We start from the raw sequence: 25,270 nt of genomic DNA on the forward strand, positions 1-25,270 counted from the left end.
ATAAGGATGAACGCTTAAATAGCCTCACCCTTCTTGCAGCCCAAGGGGATTTTACTGAAGCCGGGGAATTAATGCTTTTTGTTACTAAAAGCCAAGTGGCTTTCCTTAAAAACATGATGGGAGAACAAGGGTATCTTGATACCAAACAAATGGCCGGTTCCTTTCAAATGTTGCGTGCCTACGATTTAATTTGGTCCAAAATGGTTCAAGACTACATGCACGGGATGCGGCGTGGGATGATTGATTTAACCGCTTGGAATGCGGATGCCACCCGAATGCCTTATAAAATGCACAGCGAATACCTTGAAAAACTGTTTTTAAACAATGATTTTGCAGAAGGCCGTTATACCGTGGAAGGAAAACCAGTGGCTGCTGAAAACATTCAGTTGCCACTTTTTGCAGTCAGTACCGAAAAAGATCACGTAGCGCCTTGGCAGTCTGTTTATAAAATTCACCTGATGACGAAGGGTGATATTACCTTCGTTCTTACCGGCGGCGGACATAATGCAGGGATTGTGAGTGAACCAGGTCATCCTGGGCGCTCTTATCGTGTTCATGAGAGCAAGAAAGGTGATGCTTACCTCAATCCTGCGAGTTGGCTTGCGATCGCAAAACAACAAGAAGGCTCCTGGTGGCAAGAATGGCATGATTGGTTAGTGCAGCAATCGGCTAAAAAACGCGTCCCTCCACTGGTCATGAATACCTCACTACCCGCTGCACCAGGTACTTATGTACTGCAGAAATAAAAGGGAAGAAAAATGGACAAGGAGTTTCTTGAGAATGTGACTTTTGATGAGCTTACGGTGGGCCGTCAAGCGAGTCTAAGTAAAACACTCACTCAAGACGACATCAATTTATTTGCTGCCATGTCAGGCGATGTGAATCCTGCTCATATGGATCCGGTGTTTGCCCAAAGCGATATTTTTCATGGTATTGTGGGTCATGGCATGTGGTCTGGCTCGCTGATTTCAACACTTCTTGGTACTGTTATACCTGGTCCAGGCACCATTTATCTTAAACAGGACATTCAATTTAAAAAGCCAGTGCGTTTAGGGGACACGATCACCATCACCATCATCGTCAAGGATAAGGGTGCGAATAAGCCCCGTGTGATTTTTAATTGCAAGGGTGTGAATCAGCACGGGGAAACGGTCATCGAGGGCTTGGCAACCGTGCTTGCGCCAACGAAAAAAGTACGGGTTGCACGGACTCATTTACCGTCTATAGAAATACATAACCACGATCGCTTCGAGGCGATAATCAAAGCGTGTCGCTGTATAGGTGCTGTTCGCACGGCCATTGTGCATCCGGTTAGTATGAGTGTCATGGAAGCGGTGAACGATGCGGTAAAAGCAGGGCTCATTATTCCCATTTTGATTGGCCCTTTGGTCAAAATGAAGACTGCAGCTCAAGAGGCAGGTATTGATTTATCACAGTGGGAAACGATTGATACGGAGCACAGCGATGCCGCAGCAAGCAAGGCTGCCGAATTGGCATCTTCCGGCGAGATTGATGCCATCATGAAAGGCTCATTAAGCACTCATGAATTAATGGGGGCTATTGTACCCACCGCCTCGGGCTTACGCACGCAACATCGTGTGAGTCACGCCTACGTCATGGATATCCCTTCTTACCACAAACCACTCATCATTACAGATGCTGCGATTAATATTGCCCCTACTGCCACCGACAAAGCGGACATTTGCCAAAACGCCATTAATCTTTGGCGAGTATTGTTTGGCGAGGACAAGAAGCCCAAAGTAGCCATCCTGGCCGCCATCGAAACCGTCAACCCTAAGATGCAAGCCACGGTTGATGCTTCTATTTTATGCAAAATGGCTGACCGAGGACAGATAAATGATGGCATTCTTGACGGTCCCTTGGCTTTTGATAATGCGATTAACAAGGAGGCAGCCAAAGAAAAAGGGATTATTTCTCTCGTGGCAGGCGATCCGGATATTCTTTTGGTTCCTGAAATCGAGTCTGGGAATATTTTGGCCAAGCAATTGACTTTTTTAGGTCATGCGGATGCTGCCGGAATTGTTTTGGGTGCTCGTGTTCCAATCATTCTGGTGAGCCGAGCAGACTCACTTCGAACGCGGCTTTTCTCTTGTTCCCTGGCTGTTAAGCTGGCGGCAGCTCGAAAGGAAGGACGAATCAAATGACTGCAATCAAAGCAGCCAGTATTCTTGTGATTAATGTGGGCTCTTCCAGCGTCAAATTTCAGCTTTTTTCAAGACAATTAAACCCGCAACTTTTAGCTCAAGGGAAGGTAACTGATATTGGCGGGAGACCTTCCTTTATAGCCACCGATGCCATGCTAAACCCGGAGAATAAGCTGGCTGACAAAAAAATACTTTCTGATAATTGCTCGCACGAAGAGGCTTTACGCCGTATTTTGGATTGGCTTGAGGAGTGGAGTGAACAGTGGCAGATGACTGCAGTTGCTCATCGCATTGTGCATGGTGGAACCCTCTTTAAAAGCAGTGTGCTAATCAATCCACACGTCATGCAGAAATTATGGGCATTAGCCCCATTGGCTCCTTTACACCAACCCCATAATCTCAAAGCCATTGAGTTCATCGGTACTCTGAAACCAGAGGTACTTCAAATTGCTTGTTTTGATACAGCGTTTCATGCCCATCATAAGGCTTTGTTCACCGAGTATGCATTGCCACAAAAGATAAGGGAACAAGGTGTTCGTCGTTATGGGTTTCATGGATTATCGTATGAATGGATTGTTCACACCTTGCGGCGATATGAGCCGTCATTGACTGAGGGACGGCTTATTGCAGCCCATCTTGGCAATGGAGCGAGTTTGTGTGCCATACACCGTGGAATAAGCGTTGATACGACGATGGGCATGACAGCCCTGGATGGATTACCCATGGGAACTCGTTGTGGGAGTCTAGATGCCGGAGCTGTGACGTTTATGATGCGTAATCTAGGTTTGTCTATCAATGAGATTGAGTCCCTTCTTTACAATGAATCAGGGCTTCTTGGTTTATCGAGCCTAAGCAATGATGTCAAAACCTTGCAAGACAGCAAAGATGCAAAGGCTCAATTTGCATTAGAGTATTTCTGTCTTAAAGCTGCCCAATTCATGGGGATGATGGCAGTAACCCTAGGTGGGGTGGATGCCATCGTGTTTACGGGCGGTATTGGTGAGAACTCAGCCTTTGTGCGAAGCACTATCTTGCGTCATGTGACATTTCTTAAGCCTTTTGAAACACGGGTTGTTGCAGCCAATGAAGAACGCATGATGGCAATTCATGCCATGTCACTTCTTGAACGTCAAACGGGAGTAAAAGCTGATGGAGAATAAAAAAGGATTGATTGTTGGAATTGCCAATGAGCACTCCATCGCTTGGGGTTGTGCCAAAGTATTACATGAAGCGGGTGCTGAACTAGCCATCACTTATCAAAATGAGAAAACCAAGGGTTATGTACAGCCTTTGGCTGAAAAAGTGTCATCTCCTATTGTTATGCCTTTGGACGTGACGGATAAGGAACAATTTGATGCCCTATTTCAGAAAATAAAAGACTGCTGGGGTCGTCTTGATTTTGTTATCCATGCGATTGCCTTTGCACCAAAAACTGATTTACAAGGTCGTGTTGTCGATTGCTCGAAAGATGGCTTCATGATGGCGATGGATATTTCTTGTCATTCGCTCATCCGATTGGCAAAAGCCGCTGAACCACTGATGGTCGATGGAGGGAGTATTATGACCATGAGTTATTATGGTGCTGAAAAAGTGGTTAAAAATTACAATCTCATGGGACCTGTTAAAGCGGCTTTAGAAACCTCTGTGCGCTATCTCGCCATGGAACTTGGCAGTAAAAAGATTCGAGTCAATGCCATTTCTCCAGGGCCAATAAGCACTCGTGCGGCCTCAGGTTTAGCTGATTTTGATAAGCTGATGGAACAGGCGGCAAAGGAAGCGCCCTTGCATCAGCTGGTTACAATAGAGGACATTGGTGAAACAGCCTCTTTTTTGGTATCCAATAAAGCCGCCTCCATTACCGGTCAGATCCTTTATGTGGATGGCGGTTATAATATCAAGGCCTAATAAACCAAAAGTAACTCCAAATTGACGCTTAGTTATTTACATGTATTGCCCGCCATTGATATCAAAATTAGCACCCGTGATAAAGCCACTTTGTTCATCAGCAAGAAAAGCGACGACCCGAGCAATTTCTTCAGGCTGCCCTATTCGTCCAACTGGAATTTGGGCAACGATTGCTTCTAAAATATCATCTCTCATGGAGGCGAGCATCTCCGTTTTAATATAACCAGGGGAGACCGTATTCACCGTGATCCCTTTCTTTGCGACTTCTTGCGCGAGACTTTTGGTGAATCCGTAGAGTGCTGATTTACTGGCAGCATAATTACATTGCCCAAATTGACCTCTGCGTCCATTAACTGAAGAAATCGTGATAATACGCCCATAACCATTATCCAGCATGTTGGATAATGCGGTTTTCGTCATATTAAAAACGCTATTTAAATTAGCATTAATGACTTCTTGCCATTGTTCCGGTGTCATTTTTTTCAAGCTGGTATCATGGGTAATGCCTGCATTATTAACTAGAACGTCAATTTTGCCGTACTTCTCTATCACCAAATCCGTTAATTTTTCACAATCATTGAAGGAAGAAATATCCGCATAGGCAATGTCGATATCAAATCCTTGCGTGGATTGTTTTTTCTGCCATTCTCTTGCTAATTCGTGATGGCCATGTTTGAAGTAGCAAGCAATCACTTGATAATTGAGGTTTTGCATTTCTTGACATATGGCTGTTCCAATGCCACCAGTTCCTCCCGTTACTAAAGCAATTCGTTTATTCACCTTCCTTCCTCCTTGATTTGGTTATTTAATTATTTAACGAGTTCAACGTCCTCTGCTTGCGGCCCTTTTTGTCCTTTGCCTACTTTAAACAGAACGGTTGCCCCTTCGGGAAGGGTTTTAAAACCGCTACTTTGTATGGCACTGAAATGGACAAAATAATCCTTGCCACTACTTTCAATAAAGCCAAAGCCCTTGCCTTCATTAAACCATTTTACTTTACCGCGAATTTTATTTGTCATTTTGGTTTTTTCCCTGATGATTTTAGTGCTTTATAGTGTCATGCTACATGATTCTCTGTGTCAATAGTCAGTATTTTAGCTCAGCAATCCTGGATTTTTTTATTCTTTCTAAGTCATGGGGTTTTAAAACCAAAAGACATAATCAAAAGAACTGAGGAGAATTATTGCTTGTCGCATCCCTTTCTCAATTAATTGAATCAGAGGGCTTAGTTTCTTCTTCCATCTTTTTCAATGAAACAACTTTATCACACTGAATCTCAATGGTATTTATTTTACGTGTTGATACACCCCAGCATCTTATCCTTTTTCCATCTATATTCATTGATAGGATATGAATAATCAAATTTTTTCCATAGGTGTTATCTATTTTAATATCTTGAGTATTACTTGTTTTTGTAGTAATTCTCCCAATTGAATTTCCATTACGATGGAACTCTATTAATATCTCGATATTGGATAAAGATACATTTTTTATTTTGGAATCTTTATGATATTTAATATGATAGGATTCCATGCCTGCATAGGCGTTTATTTCTGTGAAGAAAAAAATAACAGTAAGAATAACCTTAAAAAGGCTCATTTTTTCTATTTTAGACAGTCTGATATGCTTCATGCGAGTCATGCCCCCTTATTTTTTTGATATTCCAATAAAAATTTTCATGTGCCCCAGTTCTATAAAGTTAATATTAATCCTTCTTCTGCGTACATATAATCCCTCCAAGTTTAGACTACACAAAACAAATTTTTGAGGGGCAATGAACGTAAGTCTGATTCAGAGTATCCTTTGACAATATATAACCCAATCATTAATGCATCGTATTCTACTCCTCTGTTCTGCGTCACTGCAAAAATGTGCAGTGACGCAGAAAACCAACCTTGATTTTACCCAGTAAAATCAACACATTCAGTCATTTTGTCCTGGCGCGATTCACGCGTCAGGACAAAATTCTTCTCCTTAAACCCTTGCGCAGCAAGCACCGCTTTGATAGTTTTAAATAAAGCATAACTGATGAGCTGGTGCGATTCCGGCGAAACGTCTTCTGACGTCTTATGCAACGCCACTTCATTCCCTAACTCTGTGGCTGGACGTTTAGTCGGGAAAACCATCTAGGAATCTCTGTCATCCGGCAGGGCAACTCCCTCGGGAGTTTAAGTCAATTTATTTCAATTTGACCATGGACTTGTGATAAGGCCCATTGTCTTGTCATTTTTATTAATCAACTAATAAGGAGAAAACACCGACACAAAAAACTGCTGTAAACAGGCGAGATCGTTTGCCATATAACGATTGTTTTGCCCCCCTACTTCGAGCTTACGGCTTTTGCCGGGTTTCATCTTTGAGTGAGCCGCTCGACCAACACTAAACCAGAGACAGGGCAAATGAATTTTCGGATTGGACGATGAGAAAATATTCCTTACGACAAACAGCCAACCGTTATTTACAACTTGATAATAACGGCAGCTACAGAGAGAGAAAACAACGGGCTTACGTCATTCAAAAAATGATAGATGATTTATTTCGTATTGGTGATGTACCTAAATCATGGAATAACTTGGAACAAGAGCATATCAAAAAACTGGTTGAGCATTGGAGAAAATACCATCTGAAAGATGCAACCATCATGCGTCACATGACCATCATTAGAAACTATTTACAGAGTATCGATTGCCCAATACCTAATATAGATAACAAATCATTGCAATTAAACCGTCAAAGACTATCAGGCCAACGCTTAGACTGGAAGCCCAATATCTGGGAATCATTCACTGATAGTACCTCTCAATTAATCATGGCATTGCAAACACAATTCGGATTAACTTTTAGTGAAACATTCCACATCAAACCCGGTATCCATATCAAAGAACAAAAACTCTGGATTACCCGTGATATCGCATTTAACTCTGCTGACAGGATGATTCCCATCAGAAATGAAGTGCAAAAACAAATTCTGTCTGATTTAAACCAACTAACTAATGGTATCAGCCTGATACACTTTTTGGGCTATAAACAAATCCGGTCAGATTGGCACAATACCCTTGCAAAACATGACTTACCAGCAAAAAAATCCTGGCGTTATCTTTATGCCAAGCAAATGTATGAATATCTGCTGCCACTTCTAGGTAACTACCAAACCTACTTGCTCCTACACGATGAAATGGGCATTAAATCTCGAAACACACTATGGTCATACCTGCATGAGTAAATCAAAACTAAAAAACGCACTTTATTCGATAAATGGATGTCTAAAGGATCTCAAAGGATACTCCTACGCCAGCAAGGCAGACATGCGTCATATTCTTAATCGTTGTATTAAAGATCTGCACGAACATGGGTTAATGGTCGCGCATATCAAAGGTTTAAAACCCAAACATATTCATGTCTTAGTTGAGCACTGGAAAAATCAGGGTAAAAACCCTGCCACCATCAAAAATTACATGGCTAAATTACGGAAGGTGTCCGTCCTACTAAATAAACCAGAGCTCGTCAAACCAAGCAATGATCATTATCAAATTAGTCGGCGCAGTTATGCTCCAACCTATAATAAAGCCATTAAAGATGTCGATTTTTCCAAATGCAATGACCCAATGATACGCTTATCGCTAGAAGCGCAGTATCTTTTTGGTCTGCGGCGTGAAGAATCAATGAAACTGGTCATTAGTGAAGCCTGGCAAGGAAATCATTTAGTCATCAAGCCCAGCTGGACCAAAGGCGGTATAGGGAGAACTCTTGATATTATTAGTAATGAACAAAGACAATGGTTAGAGAAAGCCTTTCGTCAAATTCCACACAATCAATCATTAATCCCCAAAGGTAAAACCTATAAACAGCATCTAAGACGATACCAAACTGAGACAGAAAAGATGGGATTAAAAAACTGCCATGGCTTACGCCACGCCTATGCCCAAAGGCGTTATCATGAACTCACCAGTCAATTATCTCCAGACAATAAACCATTTAAATGCCCTATTGAAGGAGGCATCCCATCGAAACATTTACCTGAAAATCAAAAAGAAATAGATCGCAAAGCCCGGGAAATTATAAGCCTTGAGATGGGCCATTCTCGTATCGCTATAGTCAGGGTCTACTTAGGCTGACCCCTTTTGTTTTTAGCATTTCAATACACAATTGCATTTTATAGTGTGGCACAGGATGCCATGAAGCTATAAATTCCCCAATGATTTCAAAACCAGCTTTTTTATAAACATGAACCGCACGCTCATTAGCGATCTCAGGATCTATAAGCACTATTTTGGCATCAGAAAATTGACTTAAGATAAATTCATGAATCATCTTTACGGACAATCCCTTACCGATATAATCCAATCTGCAAATGAATAAATCTAGTGTAACTGCACCATCAGGATATTCTTCTGATTTCTCTATTTCAGAAGTAATTAAATAAGCGAAGGGGATTTCATTATCATAGGCTATCCAATGAGTAGCCCACGGTTCCCCATCGTTCAAAAATTCATGAATGTCTTTTATTGTATTACTTAAACCATCTCCATGAAGCCATTCATTAATATGTGGCTGACTAATCCAATCAAGAACAAGGTTTTCTTGTGTTTTACTCACTGGTTTAAAATGAAATCTGTTCTCATTATTCATGTTCATAATTGATTAAACTCAAATAGTTGGGATAAAACTTTGACTTGTACTTCTGTTATTCACGAATATTTATAATGCCAACGCTGCATTTATATTCCCAAACCTTAATCATTGAATACTTCCGGCATGTTTATTTAAGCGCATTATAATCCTTATAAATTTCATGCAAAACCTCTTTTACATCAGTGCCTTTAATTGGCCAACATAAGGTTTTCCAAAATGCCCATCCTAAAGCTCGTATCCAGGTATCATTATCCAGTTGAACTGCATTTTTAAACACACCCCGTTCTTCACTGGAAAAAAAATTCCATGCTATCACCAAATCACATGCTGGATCGCCTATAGCAATCTGGCCAAAATCTATAATCGCTTGCAATCTTCCACTATGTACCAAAATATTTCCAACCGCTATATCTCCGTGAACCCAAACAGGACTCAAGCGCCATTCAGAAGAAAGTGCATCTTGCCATAATGATACTGCAAGACTTTGTTCATGAGCGTTTTTAATTTTAGGAATTGCAAGTCGCATTTCATGATCATAGGCCTTCAATGAACCTCCCCGATAAAAATTATGTGCACCAGCCTGAGGCCCACCTGTAGCATCTAAAGATTGAAGTTCGTTTAAACAGTTACCCAATGTTTCCGCAAAACACTTTATATCATGAATATTCTGTCTTGAAGCAGATTCCCCTTCAATCCAGCGATTGATACTCCAATGCCATGGATAAGCTGGTGATGGTTTTCCTAGTGCAATAGGTTGCGTGATTTGAAATGAGAGCTGTTTGGAGAGCCATGGCAACCATTGATATTCTTTTTCTATTTGTGGCTCATACTGCTTATCGCTAGGCAAACGAATCACCATTTCCTCACCTAAGTGAAACGTTCGATTATCCCAACCACTTTGAGCAACTGGATGAATAGTCAGTGATTGCCATTGTGGAAATTGCTCAGTAATCAGTTTTTCGACTAAGTGAATGTTAATTTTGACTTTATCCATTAAGGCGGCCTCTATTGCTTCTTTATTGTAGATTTTCGATGCAACTTGTGCGTGATTCCAGCATGCTCAAAATCAAACTCAAATTTAAAACCTAATTTTTCCATAACTCGCAATGATGAATAATTACTGTGTGCTGTAAAACAAATAGTACTGGCCAAATTTAAATGCTTTTCAGCATAATCCAATGATGCTTGCCCCATTTCAAACGCTAAACCTTTTCCCCAGTAGATTTGGGCTATTTGATAAGTTAACTCAACTTCTTCTTTTTCATTTAATACAAATGTCTTTAATCCAGCTCTCCCAACAAAGCCATGGGTTTCCTTGTCATACCACATCCAGGGAGCAAAACCATATTGATTGTAATGCGTCATATCCGATTCCAAACGATTTAAAGCCTGGCCTTCATTGTATGAAACACCATAACATTGAATAAACTCAAGATTTGAAAGCATTATTGCATAGTCTTCGTGACAAGCTACTTGGGGAATAAATGCAATAAGCCGAGAGGTTTCTATGATTGGTTTATTAACTCCAAAATGCAAAAAAGCTTTCTTACCAATAGCCTGACACAATTCACTCTTGGCATTGGCATATTCAATCGTATTGTCATGGATTTTGCTCAAATTGAGCTTAAGTGCTTCATACTCTTTAGCAATACCGGGGTAAACGCGCAAATAATCGCGAAACAACAGATGCTTCGCATACCAAGAAGATGGATAATTAACTAAATGAATCTGATGCGTGCGCTCACCATATTCATTATCTTTTTGGAAATAACGCCGGTGTGGAAAAACTGTTTCAAAAACTTGATTATACCGATAACCCAAGGATTCAATTTTTTGGATATCCTCAGAAGTAAATTCACTCAAAGACTTAACACCAATTAAAATATCAATCACTGGTTTTGCATAAATGCCAGAAATAGCTGTACTGCCAATATGCTCAACTTGGGTTATATTCTTGATACCCAATTGCAATAACTGTTGTTTTTCAATGCTAAATGCTGCTATCCACGCAGGATTATGAGGGAGTAAGGTAATCATATGCTATGTTTTGTATTTAATAACAACCAATATTGGGCTATCTTAGCATATGTCTTAAAAGTGCATTAAAAATATTCATCTTACCGAGGAAAAAATGATTGTGATAAAAAAGCTAGACGAATTGTATATAGATGAACTGTCATCCTATCTCAATCATTATCAAGAAACGACTATGTTCATTAGGAACAATTTGTATTACTCAGGTATAACTTACCAAGATGAGCCATTTCACGGAGAGTATTATGGTTCCTTCGAGAACAACCAACTTAATGGAGTTTTAGCTCATTATTGGAATGGTAATGTGATGATGCAGGCTGAAAATTTTACTGCGTTATCAGCATTAGTTGAAAAATTTAAACTTAAAAGGACAAGGTTAATTGCCGGAATACTAGGTGAAGACTCTCAAGCCAATGTTGTCATTGATAAGCTGGACTTACAATCATCCCTATTCGCTATTAATTATCAGGAAAAATTATTCTCACTTAATCTTGAAAAAATGATTACACCTCAAGTAATTCATTCATATAGCTGCACACTCAAACCAGTGCAGGATTGTGAAATGGATGTCATCAAAGAATGGCTTATCGCCTATCATATAGAAGCACTTGGAGACGATGCTAACAATCCCAAACTTGAAGAATCCATTATTAATGAAATTCAAGATAAACAGCTTAGTCAAAATCGTTGGGTTTTATTTGTAAATAATGCACCCCTTTCACTGTGTGGATTCAATGCCCATTTACCTGATATTGTGCAGCTAGGTCCGGTATATACCCCTCCCTCTTTAAGAAATAAAGGTTTTGCCAGGGCCGCTGTGTATCTTTGTTTAAAGCAAGCTGCTATGAAGAAAGTCAAAAGAGCTATTTTGTTCACCAATGATAATTCTGCTATACGCGCTTATAAAGCCCTTGGCTTTCAAGAAATTGGAAAATATCGATTGGCCTTATTAAAATAAATATTTTCAATTTTTCATTAGTTCGATCACTAGACCACCATGTATCATGATATAGGGATATAGGGATATAGGGATATAGGGATATAGGGATATAGGGATAATAGGTTTATTTTATGTTCTTCATCAAGAAAGTTAACTATTTTGGTTTTCATAATTTCCTCCAGTGCTACACATTACTTACATCTAAACCAATGTGATTTAACACTTGATTACTTCTATTATGAATTAACACTGAATTGGAGAAAATTATACCATGCTTTCAATTGAGCTCATTTAATATCAACAAGAAAAAATCCTTGCTTTCGAGTACTAGCTTGATAATCTGAAAGCAACACAACTGATGAGTCAGCGCAATTCTGACGAAACCTATAGGTCTTGTGATATGCCATCTTGTTCCCTAATTCCATGGCAAAGTGTTTAGCAGGGAAACCCCATCAGGAGTTGTCTTTACGGCTTTGCGCCCGAGGAGTGCTTCGAGCACATCATCATTAATAACCAGGTAAATCAACCGATGTTTCGGTGATCTTTTTTGCATAACCCAATTGGGATGAATTATCCCTTTGGGGCTAATCCTCCCTATCCCAAGGAGCTACCATGCAACAACAGGAACCAGCACATCTTGAGATTGAACATTTGCTATTTGAACTGAATTGTTGTGTCAATGATTTAAGTCGCCATCGACTCCAAATCAATCCTCATGACATTCAGCAAGCAGAGTTAAGTTTGCACAAATTGGAATCCCTGATTTCCTTTGTCAAACAGTTTGATACTCAACGAATTGCTTGTTAATTGAAGCAAATTAAGTCTTATCCGCATAACAGAAAACCACCTGCCTATGCGGATGTTTTTCTGTTATGCGGCTCACATTTAACAATAACAGGAGAATACAATGACTGCATCTTTAAACCGCGTTCAATTAATCGGTAATCTCGGCGCTGATCCTAAAAGCATCACCGGAAAAGACGGACAATCTTTTGTCACTGCCACTTTGGCTACCAATGAATCATTCAAAAAAAATGATGAATGGCAAACCAGAGTGGAATGGCATCAACTGGTGCTTTTTGGAAAACTTACCAAAGTAGCTGAATATTTAAAGAAAGGTTCACAAGTATACCTTGAAGGTAAACTGCGTTCTAATCAATGGACTGACAATGAAGGTAAGACACATCAAACCTTAAGCGTCGTCGTCAATCATATCCAGCTACTCAGTCACTCCAAATCTGCTGATGAATCTAGCAACAAGACCGCAGAGCACCACATGGCGCAAATGCGTGAAATGTTGCAAACCGATTCAGAAGAAATTCCGTTTTAATCATACCCTACCACGGGAGCAAGCTCCTGTGTGGGATTGCTCCCTTAATACAAGGAGATAATCCCATGGACACCCCTTCAATCTACGTCGCGTGTTTAGCCTCATACAACAATGCCATCCTGCATGGTGTTTGGATAGATGCCACACAAAGCGAAGATGACATTATGGAAGAAATCTGGGAAATGCTGGATAACAGCCCTGAACCCAATGCTGAAGAATACGCCATACACGATTATGAAGGATTCGGCAGCATCAAAATCCATGAGTACGAATCAATATGCAATATTGTTGGGTACGCATCATTTATTAAAGAGCATGGGGAACTGGGCTTAGCCCTTCTCTGTGATTATTCGATAGATGAAGCACAAACTATGTTGGAGGAGCATTATCAAGGTTGTTATGATTCAGAGGTTGATTTTTCCAGGCAGTTATTTGATGACTGTTATGCCCATCAAATACCGGATAATTTGATCTGCTATTTTGATTTTGAGGCTTTTGCTCGGGATCTTTTTATTAGTGATTATTGTTCGGTAGAGTTTGGTGGACAGGCATATATTTTTTCAAGCTATTAAGCCCCTCTTTGGGGCTTCTTTTCTACTACTTTAAACTCTAAAATCCCTTTGGAACTTCTATTAGGTTTTAAACAAGTATTATAGCCCGTTGATTCAATGTTACAATAATCGATTATTTAACTCAAAATGAACTAAAATGGGTTCTGGTGTATTTATAATTTTATCCGCAATACTCCATGCAGCATGGAATACATTTGCCAAACGCAATTCAACACCCTATTACGAAGTATTGGGAATTATGAGTTTTGCAACTGTATTTTCGCTTCTATTTATTCCTTTTTTCTCTGGCCCATTGTTTGAAACATCTGATTCCTTTTTATGGGCACTAACCTCTGGTTTATTTGAAGGCGGCTATATAATCACATTAGCTATAAGTCTAAGTCAGTCTTCGCTTGGGAAAGCCTACATTATTATGCGAGGAAGCGCCATGGTAATTGTCTGGTTTATCTCAGCATGCTTCCTTGGTGAAAATATAAATTTATTTAGCATCATTGGTGTATCCTCTGTTCTTTTTGGATTGATACTAACAAGCAAAACTTTTAACCCTGATCAATCAAGACAACTATTATTTCCTATTCTATGTGGCATCTGCATTGCTGGTTATCATTTATGCTATGGTCGTTCTTTAGTATATGGTGCAAACCCAGCAGCGCTCTTTTCTGCAGCTTTATGGATTGCTTTGCCCTGTGTTTTTCTTTTGATGAAGAAAAAACAAAGACAAACATTCAAAGAACAAGTTAAATCCAATTGGAAAATGACTTCTCTAGGAGGAATTATAAGCGCATTATCTTTCTTGCTATTTTTAATAGGATTGCGTCATGCTGAAGCTGGTCTAGCCCTTACTCTTCGTAATACCTCAGTAGTATTTGCGCAAATATTTGCTTATTTTATTGGTGAAAAGATTTCCCAATATCAGTGGATTGGAGCTTTACTGGTAGCTTTTGGTGCTAGCTTAATATATCCATACTAAAAGTGAATGAGTCCATTGATCATTTGTCATCCATAAGTTGACAAAAAATTTCCTTAAATAACTCTATAGAGTTATTTACACTAGCACTTAGCTGTAGTAGATAAGCATTTTCATTATCCCACCAAAGAGCATCATGTGGCCCATAACAATTATTAACACTGGCAATGTATATATTGCTGGAAATCATATCACTCTTCGGGTTTAGGACAGTTAAATTAAAATTACTGTATCCACTAAATGAATTCATATTGGGCAATCTAGAAAGTGGTGGTTTCTTTATTGGAAAAGAGGCTTTATTAAAAACACGAAACCATGCAATTTGGCTTTTCTTTCCATTCTTCGGAAACATAACCAGTTGAATCTCTTCTATTTGATCTTTATTGCCATAAATAATTTGACTATCGGCAATAAAATCCAAATTTAGATAGTTTAAATACTTTAGATTGTGATCTGGCTTGCTTCCACTAAGGATATTATGCATTGGCCATCTTAAATTCCATAAACTTGAAGGTGGTTTATATTCATTTCTATTAATGCATGCATTTTCTACGCAGTTGTTGTAGCGTGACCAATACGATAGTTCAAAAAAGCTCTTTTCTAAGATTTCACTTGATGATGAAAGAGGAGAAAAAAATTTACAAAGTTCTAAGAACTCCTCATCCTTTAAATTTCCTTCAAGTAGACGAAGTTCAATATTAGTCCCATGGGATAAAAAACTTAACGTTTTCGATTTCGAATAATCATAACCAATCCAACAAATACTTTCCTGATTCAAAACGTGGGGGTTCATTTCCCAAACCCAATGATCGTATAAAGCAGCGTGATCTAATGTTGATAAAGGTCCAAAGTCATACAAAAATTGCTTACATCTTAAGAGAGCATTTTTATATTTCACCAAGAAGTAATAAGAGGAAAAATGAGCAGAACACCAAGCAGACCATTTTCTAAATTGATAATGACTTGGTTGTTCATTATACGGAATATCCTCTTCCCTAAGTATAAAATTAGATAAAACTGCCTCATCTGAATTGGGTATCAAAATAACAAAATTTACTTTTTCTTGAGCTAGAATAGGTGTGATTTGATGCAATAAATTCATTTCATAATTCCAAGCATATTCAGATTAGTTATCTATAATTTGGCGGGGGGTAACTAATTCAAATAATTGTTAGATTGAATGTTCATTTTCTGCCCCTTTCGTTTCATTTATTTTCTCATTACTCATAAAAAAACCCGTTATTGATGCCCTTACGTGATTACCGGCTGCATTTTCTACTTTTTTTATGCAGTGCAGAATATTATTTTTAAAAATAACCAACCTATTGGGTTTTGGGACAATATAATATCCAACTCCATCATCAGCATATTTATTCAATTCAGCGCTGTTTAGATGGTATCCTACTTTTTTCTTCTTATTATTGATTAACGTCACTTCAGGATAATCGAAATCAAGTTGAGGAGTAGGATTTATTAGTAGTTCAGCTCCCCAATTTATGTCCCAAGTTGGATGGCAGTAATATACATATGCTCCTGAAATTTTGTACTTACCATCTGTATGCCAAGAAAGTCCTGAGCCTCTAGGATATAGATAAGGTCTAGCATAGAAAAAATCCCAATCTCTATCCTTAAAACCAATTAAATGAGAATAATCAGAAGATCTTGCAATTAATTCATTTATAAATAAATCAATGGTTGTGTCTGTAGGGTAAATTTGCTCTGTTGTGCAAGCTTCCGGCCTAGGATGAGAAATAGTGACGCTGCCCCATAAAGGAGAGCCATCCTCAAGATTAAAAGCATTTACCCATCTAGAAGAGTGAACAAACTTGAATTTTTCAGTTTGAATAAAATTCCAAATTTTTTCAAAAGATGGTTGCTCTAGAAAGTCATCAATGACCGCGAGAACATCATTGTTAAAAACTAATTTCATATCAATATAAAACTATCAAAGGAGATACTTATATCTCCTTTATTTACCAAGGCATATATTCATCTTTATCTTCGTCGGCATCAATTCTATTAGAATAATATACGTTCATAACATCTCCTTATTAATATCCTTGAATAACAGTTCGGATTATAATTTCATTATTTCACCAAAACAATCACATTAAGGAGTGTTTTTTTACACTATGATCCATATAAACCCTCAAAATGATTATTTATCTCATATTTTGTTTATATTTAGATCAACAAATCGCTGCTATTCACTAATTGGCAAAATAAATTCATCATAGTGATTTGATCGACGTTACTTGGTACAGAATCCAGCAACGCTGGAGAATAAACCACAATTGCCATACATTGTGCTCTTGATACCGCAACATTAATGCGATTCTTATCAAAAAGAAAATTTAATCCGCGAGGCGACTCGTTAGCACTGCTTGCGCACATGCTTAGGAACACAACAGGCGCTTCTTGACCTTGGAATTTATCTACACTCCCTACCCTAGCCTGATCCCCAAGAGCCCCTTTGAGTTTATTGACCTGATAATTATATGGAGCAACAAACAATATATCTTTCCAATCAATTATTCTTTGTTGACCGTTTTTAGCATTAAAAGTCCTTCCCAACAATTCATGAGCCAAAACAACAATTTGTTCTACTTCTTCATCACTAGCTTGCGTATTACCTTCATGCATCACAGGTACAGTGATTATTCCAGCTTCCTTGTTCAATACACTATGATACCCGGCAGGTACAGTTATCAATTGCTCATCGTTCTCTGGAGCGGTTTCCAATTTGCCCTCATATATAGCTTCGCTAATGAAGTGGTTTACAGCCGAGTGCATACGGTATGTTGTTCCCAAAAATACACCCATGGAATCAGGTATAGTTGGGGTAGAATGTAACAGATAATCCAAAATCGATAAGCCACTGTCCTCTGGATGGCTTCCTTGTGAAGGCTGACCTAATTGCATCTGATCCCCCATTAAGATGATATTGGAAGTTGATCGACTCATAGCAATTAAATTGGCAACACTAACTTGTCCTGCTTCATCAATAAACAGATAATCAAAGGCATTTTCAAGATCATCTCTGGAAAAACCCCAAGCAGTAGTTCCTACAACACAGCCTGCCTGCAAAAAGCCAGCAATATCTTTATTTTCCAACACACTAATCTTCAAATCATCAATAGCTGGGTCAGTATTACTTGCACAAGCAAAATATCCCGTAATTCCCTCTTTATGGCAGTATTGAGCAGTGCTAATTAATAAATTATTAATCGCTTTATGGCTATTGGAAGATATGCCTACTCTTTTACCTCGTTTAATCAATTCAGAAATTAAATGTTTACCCGTGTATGTCTTACCAGCTCCTGGTGGTCCCTGTATCGTCAGATAACTGTTATCCAGATTAATAACTGCCTGAATGATTTCATTCAATCGTTGTTTCGGATCATGGCTAGGAGCGATTGGCTGACCTGAATTATGTCCTTTGATTCTAGGGATAGATTTACCCAGAAAATCAACTATAGCTGTTTGTGTAAGCGCTCCTTTTAAAAACTCCTCCGCCTGTTTTGTAATTGCTTGAGGTATTGGGTCAGGCTTAATATATTCATTCGGAATCAAAGTAATCGGGCTATCAGGCTCATTTTTTATCTGCAATGCAATAATCCCATGCTCCAAATCACTGCCTTCTGCATGGTAAGCCGCTTTAATGTTTTTACCATCTGGAGTCTCATTCCCTAACAAATAGTAATCTTTTGCATTACCCTTGAATTCCTGAGTTGGATCAAATGAATATTCATAGACTAAATTACGAGCTTTGGGTGTTGGCTTATAAGGTAGTTTTTCAGTTCTATGACAAAAGGCCAGGCAATCAATATCATCTAGTAATTCTTCTTCACTTAACCCTAATCGATCAAACAGACGCCAAAACACAGGTTTTGATTCACGTCTATGAAATTCGATTGACCATGCCATCACAGTATTAATTTTAGATAATTGTTCCTGCCCCTTATTTTTCAATTGCGCAGCTCGTGCTAGCAAATTATCGCGAAGTTTAATACTTTCATTAACTTCTTCTTTAATTTCCGGCTCAACTAATTCTGTTTTACCAAGGAAGCAAATGCCGCTGGATTTCTGCTTGTCTCTTAACCAGACTACTAACTCCTGAGTAGAATTACAGTCATCAATATTGTAAGAACGAATATCATTTAATACCTTGGAGGTTTGCCAGGTATCACCGTCAGGATTTTCTCGCCACCGTTCGTAAAAAACAACCGAATCTCCTCCAGAACCTACCTCCGTATCTCGTTTGGCACGGTACAAATGCTCAACATTTTTAATCGAATAACGTGGTTCGCCTATTAGTAAAGCACCTTTTACAATTTTATATAAATCAACGAATACTTCATTGCGTAGTAACTGATCAACTTCATATTCACACACACCATATCTGCCCATTAGTTTACGACAAGCTGTAATTTCATAGCTGGCATAATGGTATATGTGCATGGATGGATCTTGTTGCCATCGTTGATAAGTCCATTCAATAAATGCTCTGAAACTCTCTTTTTCCTGATCTCTATCATGCGCCCAAAAATCCATGTACTGACGCTGGTTATTATCGTCAAAATAAGTCACACCCCAAAGATACTCCAAACCTCCATCTTCCAGAGGGAATCCTTCAATATCAAAAAAGATATCATTTTTGGATAGTGGGGGTAGTAAAGCCAATCCCTGCTTTTGTCCATCATCATTATCGATTAACTGGTAAGCTGGTATTTCTTTTCCAATACTCTCTTTTTGGATTTTGGCTTGAGCTTTTAGCCGCTCAAATACTTCAGGTTTTATGCCTTTTACAGTGTTACCATTTGCTTCGGCTAAAGCAGTCATGGTATTGATGCCGGCTTTATTCAATTTCTTGATTTGTCCTGAAGTAATGGTAGCGACCTGAATTAAGTGATCGGCTTTTAATAGCAGACTTTCGGCATATGTGCTCCATCTCCCCCAGCCTCTTGATGAGGCTGGATCTGGACATTTAGTTGGCTCAAAATGTAGATGTTCAGATAAAAATTTATGTTTAAGATTCTGGTAGAAATAAAAATTATCATTAAGTCTAAATCGTTTTTGTTCCTTGTTACCTAGAATAATAGTGATATGCTCAGCCTTCGTTTGCTGCATTACACCAAGCATTTCAGCATAACAACATAATTGCACTAGAAAATAAGCCTTAACTGACTTTGCTAATTTGGTATCCCAAATTTCATAACAATAATCTCCAAAAGTACTTTTACCTGGGATCTTAATTAAAAAATCTGCATACCCCCTAAACGGTAACAATTCCAAGTGAGCCTGATAAATAACATCTACCCCATTTTTCATAGCATCTATAGTGGCTTTGTATGAATCAGCTCGCTTGTGCAAATTAGCAATTGTTAACCCTTTAGTTTCAAACGCAGCTAATACTTCTGATTCATGTTGATTTCCCATGTCGTGCAAAACATTCATCAACTCATCGCTTTCATCAGCAGGGGGTATTAAATCAGGATGTATGAGTGCGAAATGTTCCATCCATGAAGCAAAGGGGCTCTCCATAAACTGTGTTAGATCTGATGGTGAGAATACAATTTGCTTGGATTCAAGATACATTTGGTCTCCACCCTGATTTGATTAATGAGTTGTTTTACTAAATTTGGAAAATGTATAAAAGATCACAATGAAATAACATTATATTATAGAGTATGACATAGAGTGTTGTGATTGGATGTAAAGTTGGCCAAGATTTAGAGAATACCCAATGTTACTTTGATATCAATGAATGTCTATCAATTACATTTCAAAACTGGTACCAAAATAGGTACCAAATTTTTACAATTTTTGACTTATGATTTGTAACCCATTGATTTTACAATGCCGCTGCGCGGAATCGAACCGCAGACCTTTTGATTACGAATCAAGTGCTCTACCAACTGAGCTACAACGGCGATGAATTTATTATACCGGGGGAATGTTGTGGTGCAAGCCTCTTAAGAGACTTGCTTTTGTGTTAGGACGACGCCGATGGTCCAGTCAGTGTTTTGGTTTGCTGCCATTAAGTGAACGGTTTGTTGGGGTTGTAAACCGTAGCCATCTACCATCAGAGCATAGTAGTAAGATGGGAAGAGGCAGAAACCATAGAGGTAATCGTTTCCAGGGTATTGGGCAGCTAAAGTAGACCATTGTTGACGGCAAACTTGTGAATCGCCTTGTTCAAGTAGATCTTGATTAGTAAATTCGTTCTGGAATTGAAACGGTTTGCTTTTGGCAAGCTCAGACATTCCACCGATTGCATACCAGTTATTGACTTGATTCGCAGCTATTGCAGGTTGCACCACATGATTAACTTTATGCACAGCATTCATCAAAGAAGATACGTCGCTTTCGCAGGAGTAAGCATCGCCCGCTGCAAACTCCCCTGTAGGAAGCTCGTAATTATTGGCAAAACAAGTAGAGTCATCGAGAAATTGGTGAGCAACTTCTGTTTGTCCCAATCCTAAAAAGCTATGAATAAAAAGCGTAAGGTGACGGCCATAAAGATCAAATTGTCGTATATCCTGAGAATTAATTCCTTCCGTTTTTTGTACAGGGAATATAATTTGAACCGAAGCACCGCCCATATCCATGACACCTGCCAAATCCTGCTCACTCGAGGACAGCACACCCAGTTGATAGTTGACAGAAAGCCAACCAAATAAGCCTTCTTCAGTACCAGTAATAGTTTTTGCTTTTTGCAGTTGCCATCCTGATTGATTAGCAAACCATTGTTGCAGAATGCTATAAAATTGTTGTTGTTTTGGTTGGGGCAGTAAACGCATACCCGCTGTGGCATAAAAATAAACAGGTAAATTGCTTTCAGGAGCACCAGAAAATAAGGTGGTTAAATAAGCATCGATAGTAGCAGCATTAGGTTCGATGGTTGCAAAGCCCGGTTTGATTTTTTTAGACCAAACTTCAGCAATATTAATTGGGCTTTTCGTATTATCTAAATCATAGGAGTAAATATGAATTCGTGAACCTGTACTTCCAGCATCCACTACAACTAGACATTGATGTTGCTGGCAATTAGTCGCTGCATTAGCGCTAAAGGTAATAAGAACCGCTATCAAAGACACCACAAAAGCAAGTGCGCGCATAGGTACCACAATAAAAAAGTAAAGTGGCCACATGATACATTATGTATATTTTGTTGTCAATAAGACCTCCAAAAGAACAATTGTTATTCACTTATGACTTATAAAAACAAACTGGTTCAATATGGCCCCTATCGTTTGGCAATTGTACTGACACCATACCACAATCGGCTGTATTGAATAAGGCAATTTTCTGCTGCTTAAATATGCGTAACGTTTCTTTATGCGGAAAATGATAGCGGTTATCAAAACCTGCTGAAATCAGTGCAAATTGCGGCGCTATTTGTTTGATGAATGACACAGACGAAGAGGTTTTACTACCATGATGAGGTACTACTAACACGTTAGCAGTCAACTGCTTTTTATACCTTGTCACTAGATAATCTTCTGCTAAGCGTTCAATATCTCCTGTTAGAAGCACTCTTTTCCCCTGGCTTTCAATTTGTAAGATACAAGAATTATTATTTTTATTTTTAAAATTCTTATTAATTGCTAAAAATCGAAAATGAACCCCATCCCAATCCCACTCAGAATAGTGATGGCAATTTTTACCACGATGATAAAAAGCAACATTATTCACTAATAATTCGTTAATTTTATAGTTTTCTTCTAAAGACGCGAGACCACCACGATGGTCTAAATCAGGATGACTAATGATTACTTTATCAATTTTTTTAACACCTAAGGTATTAAGAAAAGGGATGATCGCTAATTTTGCCATATCACTTCCTTGATAAAATTTGACCCCCGTGTCGTAAATAAGCAGATGGTTTGTCGTTCTCACAACAATCGCTAATCCTTGCCCCACATCCAATACATTCACTTGAGCCCTCCCCTGTTTCACACTCGTATACCCAGGGAAAAGTGCTGCAATGGTTAACACTATAGTTGCGGGAAGCATCGTTTTGATAGGGAAAAATAAAAGAATAAGCATTACTAACATTAGTCCCAAAGGCGACAGTACGCTGACAAATGAAAAATTTAAGTTTAGTAGAGAAAGCGAATCGATCCACTTTAAATAATAAAGCAAAGTTTTAATAGCCCAATCAACAGGAACAAACAACAAGGAACTATTCCACCACTGAGCTATAACCAGGATAACTAAAGACAAAGGAACAATAACCAACTCAACCAATGGGATAGCCAATAAATTAGCAATAAAACCATTCACAGCCCCATAAGAAAACCAAAATAATGTCAGTGGCATTAAGCCAAAAAGACAAACAAGTTGTAAGCTGATATTTTTCTTAATCCCAGTGACAGATAAGCGTTGACTGCCAAGAAATAAACTCGCTACTGCCAGAAAAGATAAATAAAATCCAGGTGACAAAATATCGTGAGGCTCTAATAACAACACGGCAAATAAAGAATAACGCCAAGCTTGCCAAGACGTGTATCGATGGTTTAAAAAATTTTTTAGCAATAAGAAGAAGCAGGCAAACATTGCTCGTTGCGAGGATGCCGCAAAACCTGCCATCACAGCATAAATAAGTGCCATAAAAAAACTGGCAATGCTGGCAGCCTGTGCAGCAGGATAATAAAGACACAACCGCTTACTTCGAGTCCAGAACCATCTCATTAATGCAAAACTTAAACCAGCCACTAAACCAATGTGCGATCCTGAGATGACCATCAAATGTGTAGTACCAGTTCGCCGAAATAACTCCCATTGTGCTTTATCAAGATGGTTAGTTAGCCCTAATGTTAGCGCTTCAAAAATACCTAAAGTATCAGTGGAAGGCATCAGTTTCCCTACATTAGAGGCAAGATGCTCGCGAGTGCTCAACAAGCTCTTTGGGCTCTTGAGTGTAACGAGTTGCTTTGAATGGTAGGGTTTAATATAACCTGTCCAGGTAATATGGCGCGCATTTAACCAACTGACAAAATCAAAGCTGCCAGGATTACCCAAATTAACCGGTTTCTTAAGCTTTGCCTCAAAATGCCAATGATCACCTACCTTAAATTTTGGACAATGAGTATAACAAGACAATAGGATGGTTGATCTAGCTGGTTTATTATCAAAACGCTCTACCTGAAATTGAAATTGTGATTTAGAAAAACCATTCGTCGGAATGGAGACAATTTCCCCCTCTAAAATAGCCTTTGGAATCACACGTACATTAGAAGGCATAGTGATATCAGCAATCCACCACCCATGTGCCAAACTCCATAAAATAGCAGCAAAAAACCAGCAAGGCAGAGTCCATCGTGGCCTAACAATAAAGCTCATGACAAGGAACATAAGAGAATAGAGCGATTTGGAATAAGCAAATGCTATCCCTGCAAAAAAACAAAGAATTTCCATATTTTATTTGGACTTACTGCAATAAACGCTTACTTTATCGAAATGGTTATCAATATACAATTCTCAGGCAAGCAAAATACTTCTTCAATCTAATTTAATGATGTGATTTCATCATTTTCATGAACTAACTCCATCACATTGTCCATTTACTAATCATTCCTTAATTTTAATTTGATAAAATTCTTGGCATAAATAGCCCGGGTGAAGATATGAAAGTTAAAATTCAGAACATTATTGGGATAGGTAATAAAGGAGAGTTCAATTCAAGTCACGCATTAGCCAGTGGTGATCTGCCTTCTCGTTTACTTTCTCACCTTAAGAATTTAATTGCTTATACGGCAAAAATGCATCTTAAGGTTTTAGCCGAAGGAGCCGATTATGAGCTTATTACCCGACTTACATTAAACGAGTTCAGCTTATATACAAATGAGCGTCCCCTTAGTTTATCGGAATATAAGGCAATCATCTCCGAAATTTCTGCTTACTCAAAAATGCTTCCTCCCAATATTCATTTAGTCCTGGCCTCCTTACCCATTTTATGGTCAGATGGGGAAATTCATAATACAGTTTTACATATACAATCGCCAAGAAAAAAAAATGGTACTCCACTAATTCATCATCTTGATAAAAAAATACCTGACCGTTTTGATCCCAAATATATAAAAGACAGTCCAAAATATCCTCTTTATCGTGAAAATTTTATTGATAGTGAAGCTTATTTAGATATCTATCTGACCCATGAAGGATTATATCAATTATTAGAAAAATCTGATTATTACAATTCGGAGCATTCACCCAATCTATTGTTAGGCGACACACACGTCAGAGTAAATGATATTAATCAACATCGAGGTGCACTTCGGATTAAAACTTCATCGGGAGAAGTCCTTTTGATCACAGTTGAAATCTGTGTTGAGCATAATGAAACAAATCGATTAGGAATTTCTGATACAAAAAGTTTGATACAAAAACTTACCTTAGCTGGAAAAAAAGTACCCTCCATAGGAAACCATGTCCTTACCTCCAATAATGTTGAAATAGTTAAAGAAAATCTGACTGCCACGGTTATCCAGGCAGATCCTAAAAACCCTCCGACAAAGTACAGAGAAACTGCAAGAGAAACTCTCGATAATCCCATTTTTGGTAACAGTTGGTGCTTGTTTACTTATCACCCTAAAAAAGTTAAGCCAATTAAGCAAAAAAATTTAGAAAGAGAGTTGGTAGTTTTTGATAATGTTGGAGATGAGATTGATAATAGCAGTGCGCCCACATAAAATAAAAAAATCCTTTTTATACTTATTT

The 25,270-nt window shown here is 38.5% G+C and carries 24 protein-coding genes and 1 tRNA gene; 12 read left to right on the top strand and 13 right to left on the bottom strand.

The window, feature by feature from the left end:
- From Lbru_RS17810 to fabI, 4 genes are all read left to right on the top strand, one after another.
- Positions 1-746 (top strand): PHA/PHB synthase family protein (locus Lbru_RS17810; protein ID WP_420795321.1); only part of this gene is annotated, 746 nt, incomplete at its 5' end.
- A gap of 12 nt (positions 747-758) precedes the next feature.
- Entirely contained in the window at positions 759-2,165 is a 1,407-nt protein-coding gene (locus Lbru_RS09035; protein WP_058441832.1) for a bifunctional enoyl-CoA hydratase/phosphate acetyltransferase, read from the top strand.
- On the top strand, positions 2,162-3,325 hold the full coding sequence (locus tag Lbru_RS09040) for an acetate/propionate family kinase (protein WP_083500882.1): 1,164 nt from the start codon (positions 2,162-2,164) through the stop codon (positions 3,323-3,325). Before Lbru_RS09035 ends, Lbru_RS09040 begins: the two co-directional genes overlap by 4 nt.
- A complete protein-coding gene (gene fabI, locus Lbru_RS09045; protein ID WP_058441833.1) occupies positions 3,315-4,070 on the top strand; it encodes an enoyl-ACP reductase FabI in 756 nt (251 codons plus the stop codon). The genes Lbru_RS09040 and fabI overlap by 11 nt, the downstream gene beginning before the upstream one ends.
- Positions 4,071-4,106: 36 nt before the next feature.
- Here fabI and phbB read toward each other — a convergent pair whose 3' ends face one another.
- The 4 genes from phbB to Lbru_RS09065 form a co-directional block, all read right to left on the bottom strand.
- Complete coding sequence (gene phbB, locus Lbru_RS09050) at positions 4,107-4,850, bottom strand: acetoacetyl-CoA reductase (protein ID WP_010652811.1); 744 nt, start codon at positions 4,848-4,850, stop codon at positions 4,107-4,109.
- A 29-nt stretch (positions 4,851-4,879) separates the two neighbouring features.
- Positions 4,880-5,089, bottom strand: a complete 210-nt coding sequence (locus Lbru_RS09055) for a cold-shock protein (protein WP_010652810.1) — start codon at positions 5,087-5,089, stop codon at positions 4,880-4,882.
- 184 nt (positions 5,090-5,273) lie between these two features.
- On the bottom strand, positions 5,274-5,702 hold the full coding sequence (locus Lbru_RS09060; RefSeq protein WP_010652809.1) for a hypothetical protein: 429 nt from the start codon (positions 5,700-5,702) through the stop codon (positions 5,274-5,276).
- A 269-nt stretch (positions 5,703-5,971) separates the two neighbouring features.
- Positions 5,972-6,196 carry a hypothetical protein gene (locus Lbru_RS09065; protein ID WP_010652808.1) on the bottom strand — a complete coding sequence of 75 codons (225 nt, stop codon included), beginning with the start codon at positions 6,194-6,196 and terminating at the stop codon, positions 5,972-5,974.
- Between the two features lie 293 nt (positions 6,197-6,489).
- Between Lbru_RS09065 and Lbru_RS09070 the strand changes: the two genes are divergently transcribed.
- Together Lbru_RS09070 and Lbru_RS09075 are read left to right on the top strand one after the other, a co-directional pair.
- Positions 6,490-7,293, top strand: coding sequence for a phage integrase N-terminal domain-containing protein (locus Lbru_RS09070; protein ID WP_010652807.1), 804 nt, complete (start codon positions 6,490-6,492; stop codon positions 7,291-7,293).
- Positions 7,286-8,185: a phage integrase N-terminal domain-containing protein gene (locus Lbru_RS09075; protein ID WP_010652806.1), complete on the top strand. Its 900-nt coding sequence runs from the start codon at positions 7,286-7,288 to the stop codon at positions 8,183-8,185. The genes Lbru_RS09070 and Lbru_RS09075 overlap by 8 nt, the downstream gene beginning before the upstream one ends.
- Here the strand turns inward: Lbru_RS09075 and Lbru_RS09080 are convergent.
- The 3 genes from Lbru_RS09080 to Lbru_RS16870 form a co-directional block, all read right to left on the bottom strand.
- On the bottom strand, positions 8,166-8,705 hold the full coding sequence (locus Lbru_RS09080; protein WP_010652805.1) for a GNAT family N-acetyltransferase: 540 nt from the start codon (positions 8,703-8,705) through the stop codon (positions 8,166-8,168). The two genes, Lbru_RS09075 and Lbru_RS09080, sit on opposite strands and share 20 nt — an antisense overlap.
- Before the next feature lie 124 nt (positions 8,706-8,829).
- A complete protein-coding gene (locus Lbru_RS09085; RefSeq protein WP_010652804.1) occupies positions 8,830-9,696 on the bottom strand; it encodes an aminoglycoside phosphotransferase family protein in 867 nt (288 codons plus the stop codon).
- A gap of 11 nt (positions 9,697-9,707) precedes the next feature.
- Positions 9,708-10,739: a bifunctional GrpB family protein/GNAT family N-acetyltransferase gene (locus Lbru_RS16870; RefSeq protein ID WP_010652803.1), complete on the bottom strand. Its 1,032-nt coding sequence runs from the start codon at positions 10,737-10,739 to the stop codon at positions 9,708-9,710.
- 94 nt (positions 10,740-10,833) lie between these two features.
- Here Lbru_RS16870 and Lbru_RS09095 point away from each other — a divergent pair, with 94 nt between their 5' ends.
- From Lbru_RS09095 to Lbru_RS09115, 5 genes are all read left to right on the top strand, one after another.
- On the top strand, positions 10,834-11,694 hold the full coding sequence (locus Lbru_RS09095; RefSeq protein ID WP_010652802.1) for a GNAT family N-acetyltransferase: 861 nt from the start codon (positions 10,834-10,836) through the stop codon (positions 11,692-11,694).
- A gap of 594 nt (positions 11,695-12,288) precedes the next feature.
- Positions 12,289-12,483, top strand: a complete 195-nt coding sequence (locus Lbru_RS09100; protein ID WP_010652801.1) for a hypothetical protein — start codon at positions 12,289-12,291, stop codon at positions 12,481-12,483.
- 100 nt (positions 12,484-12,583) lie between these two features.
- Positions 12,584-13,006, top strand: coding sequence for a single-stranded DNA-binding protein (locus tag Lbru_RS09105; RefSeq protein ID WP_010652800.1), 423 nt, complete (start codon positions 12,584-12,586; stop codon positions 13,004-13,006).
- A 65-nt stretch (positions 13,007-13,071) separates the two neighbouring features.
- On the top strand, positions 13,072-13,578 hold the full coding sequence (locus tag Lbru_RS09110; protein ID WP_010652799.1) for an antirestriction protein ArdA: 507 nt from the start codon (positions 13,072-13,074) through the stop codon (positions 13,576-13,578).
- A gap of 136 nt (positions 13,579-13,714) precedes the next feature.
- Complete coding sequence (locus Lbru_RS09115; RefSeq protein WP_010652798.1) at positions 13,715-14,548, top strand: EamA family transporter; 834 nt, start codon at positions 13,715-13,717, stop codon at positions 14,546-14,548.
- Positions 14,549-14,567: 19 nt separating this feature from the next.
- Here Lbru_RS09115 and Lbru_RS09120 read toward each other — a convergent pair whose 3' ends face one another.
- The 6 genes from Lbru_RS09120 to Lbru_RS09145 form a co-directional block, all read right to left on the bottom strand.
- On the bottom strand, positions 14,568-15,647 hold the full coding sequence (locus Lbru_RS09120) for a hypothetical protein (protein WP_058441834.1): 1,080 nt from the start codon (positions 15,645-15,647) through the stop codon (positions 14,568-14,570).
- 69 nt (positions 15,648-15,716) lie between these two features.
- Complete coding sequence (locus Lbru_RS09125) at positions 15,717-16,475, bottom strand: 2OG-Fe(II) oxygenase (protein ID WP_058441835.1); 759 nt, start codon at positions 16,473-16,475, stop codon at positions 15,717-15,719.
- A 254-nt stretch (positions 16,476-16,729) separates the two neighbouring features.
- Positions 16,730-20,143, bottom strand: a complete 3,414-nt coding sequence (locus tag Lbru_RS09130; protein WP_058441836.1) for a TM0106 family RecB-like putative nuclease — start codon at positions 20,141-20,143, stop codon at positions 16,730-16,732.
- A 262-nt stretch (positions 20,144-20,405) separates the two neighbouring features.
- Positions 20,406-20,478: transfer RNA gene (locus tag Lbru_RS09135), tRNA-Thr, on the bottom strand.
- A 42-nt stretch (positions 20,479-20,520) separates the two neighbouring features.
- Positions 20,521-21,666, bottom strand: coding sequence for an acetate and sugar kinases/Hsc70/actin family protein (locus tag Lbru_RS09140; RefSeq protein ID WP_058442217.1), 1,146 nt, complete (start codon positions 21,664-21,666; stop codon positions 20,521-20,523).
- Positions 21,667-21,757: 91 nt separating this feature from the next.
- The gene (locus Lbru_RS09145; protein ID WP_058441837.1) at positions 21,758-23,968 is read right to left on the bottom strand and encodes a DNA internalization-related competence protein ComEC/Rec2; all 2,211 of its coding nucleotides are present in this window, start codon (positions 23,966-23,968) and stop codon (positions 21,758-21,760) included.
- Between the two features lie 209 nt (positions 23,969-24,177).
- On the opposite strand from Lbru_RS09145, the gene Lbru_RS09150 reads away from it, so the two are divergent.
- Complete coding sequence (locus tag Lbru_RS09150; RefSeq protein ID WP_058441838.1) at positions 24,178-25,242, top strand: hypothetical protein; 1,065 nt, start codon at positions 24,178-24,180, stop codon at positions 25,240-25,242.
- Positions 25,243-25,270: the final 28 nt, after the last annotated feature.

Source organism: Legionella brunensis (assembly GCF_001467025.1).
GTDB lineage: Bacteria > Pseudomonadota > Gammaproteobacteria > Legionellales > Legionellaceae > Tatlockia > Tatlockia brunensis.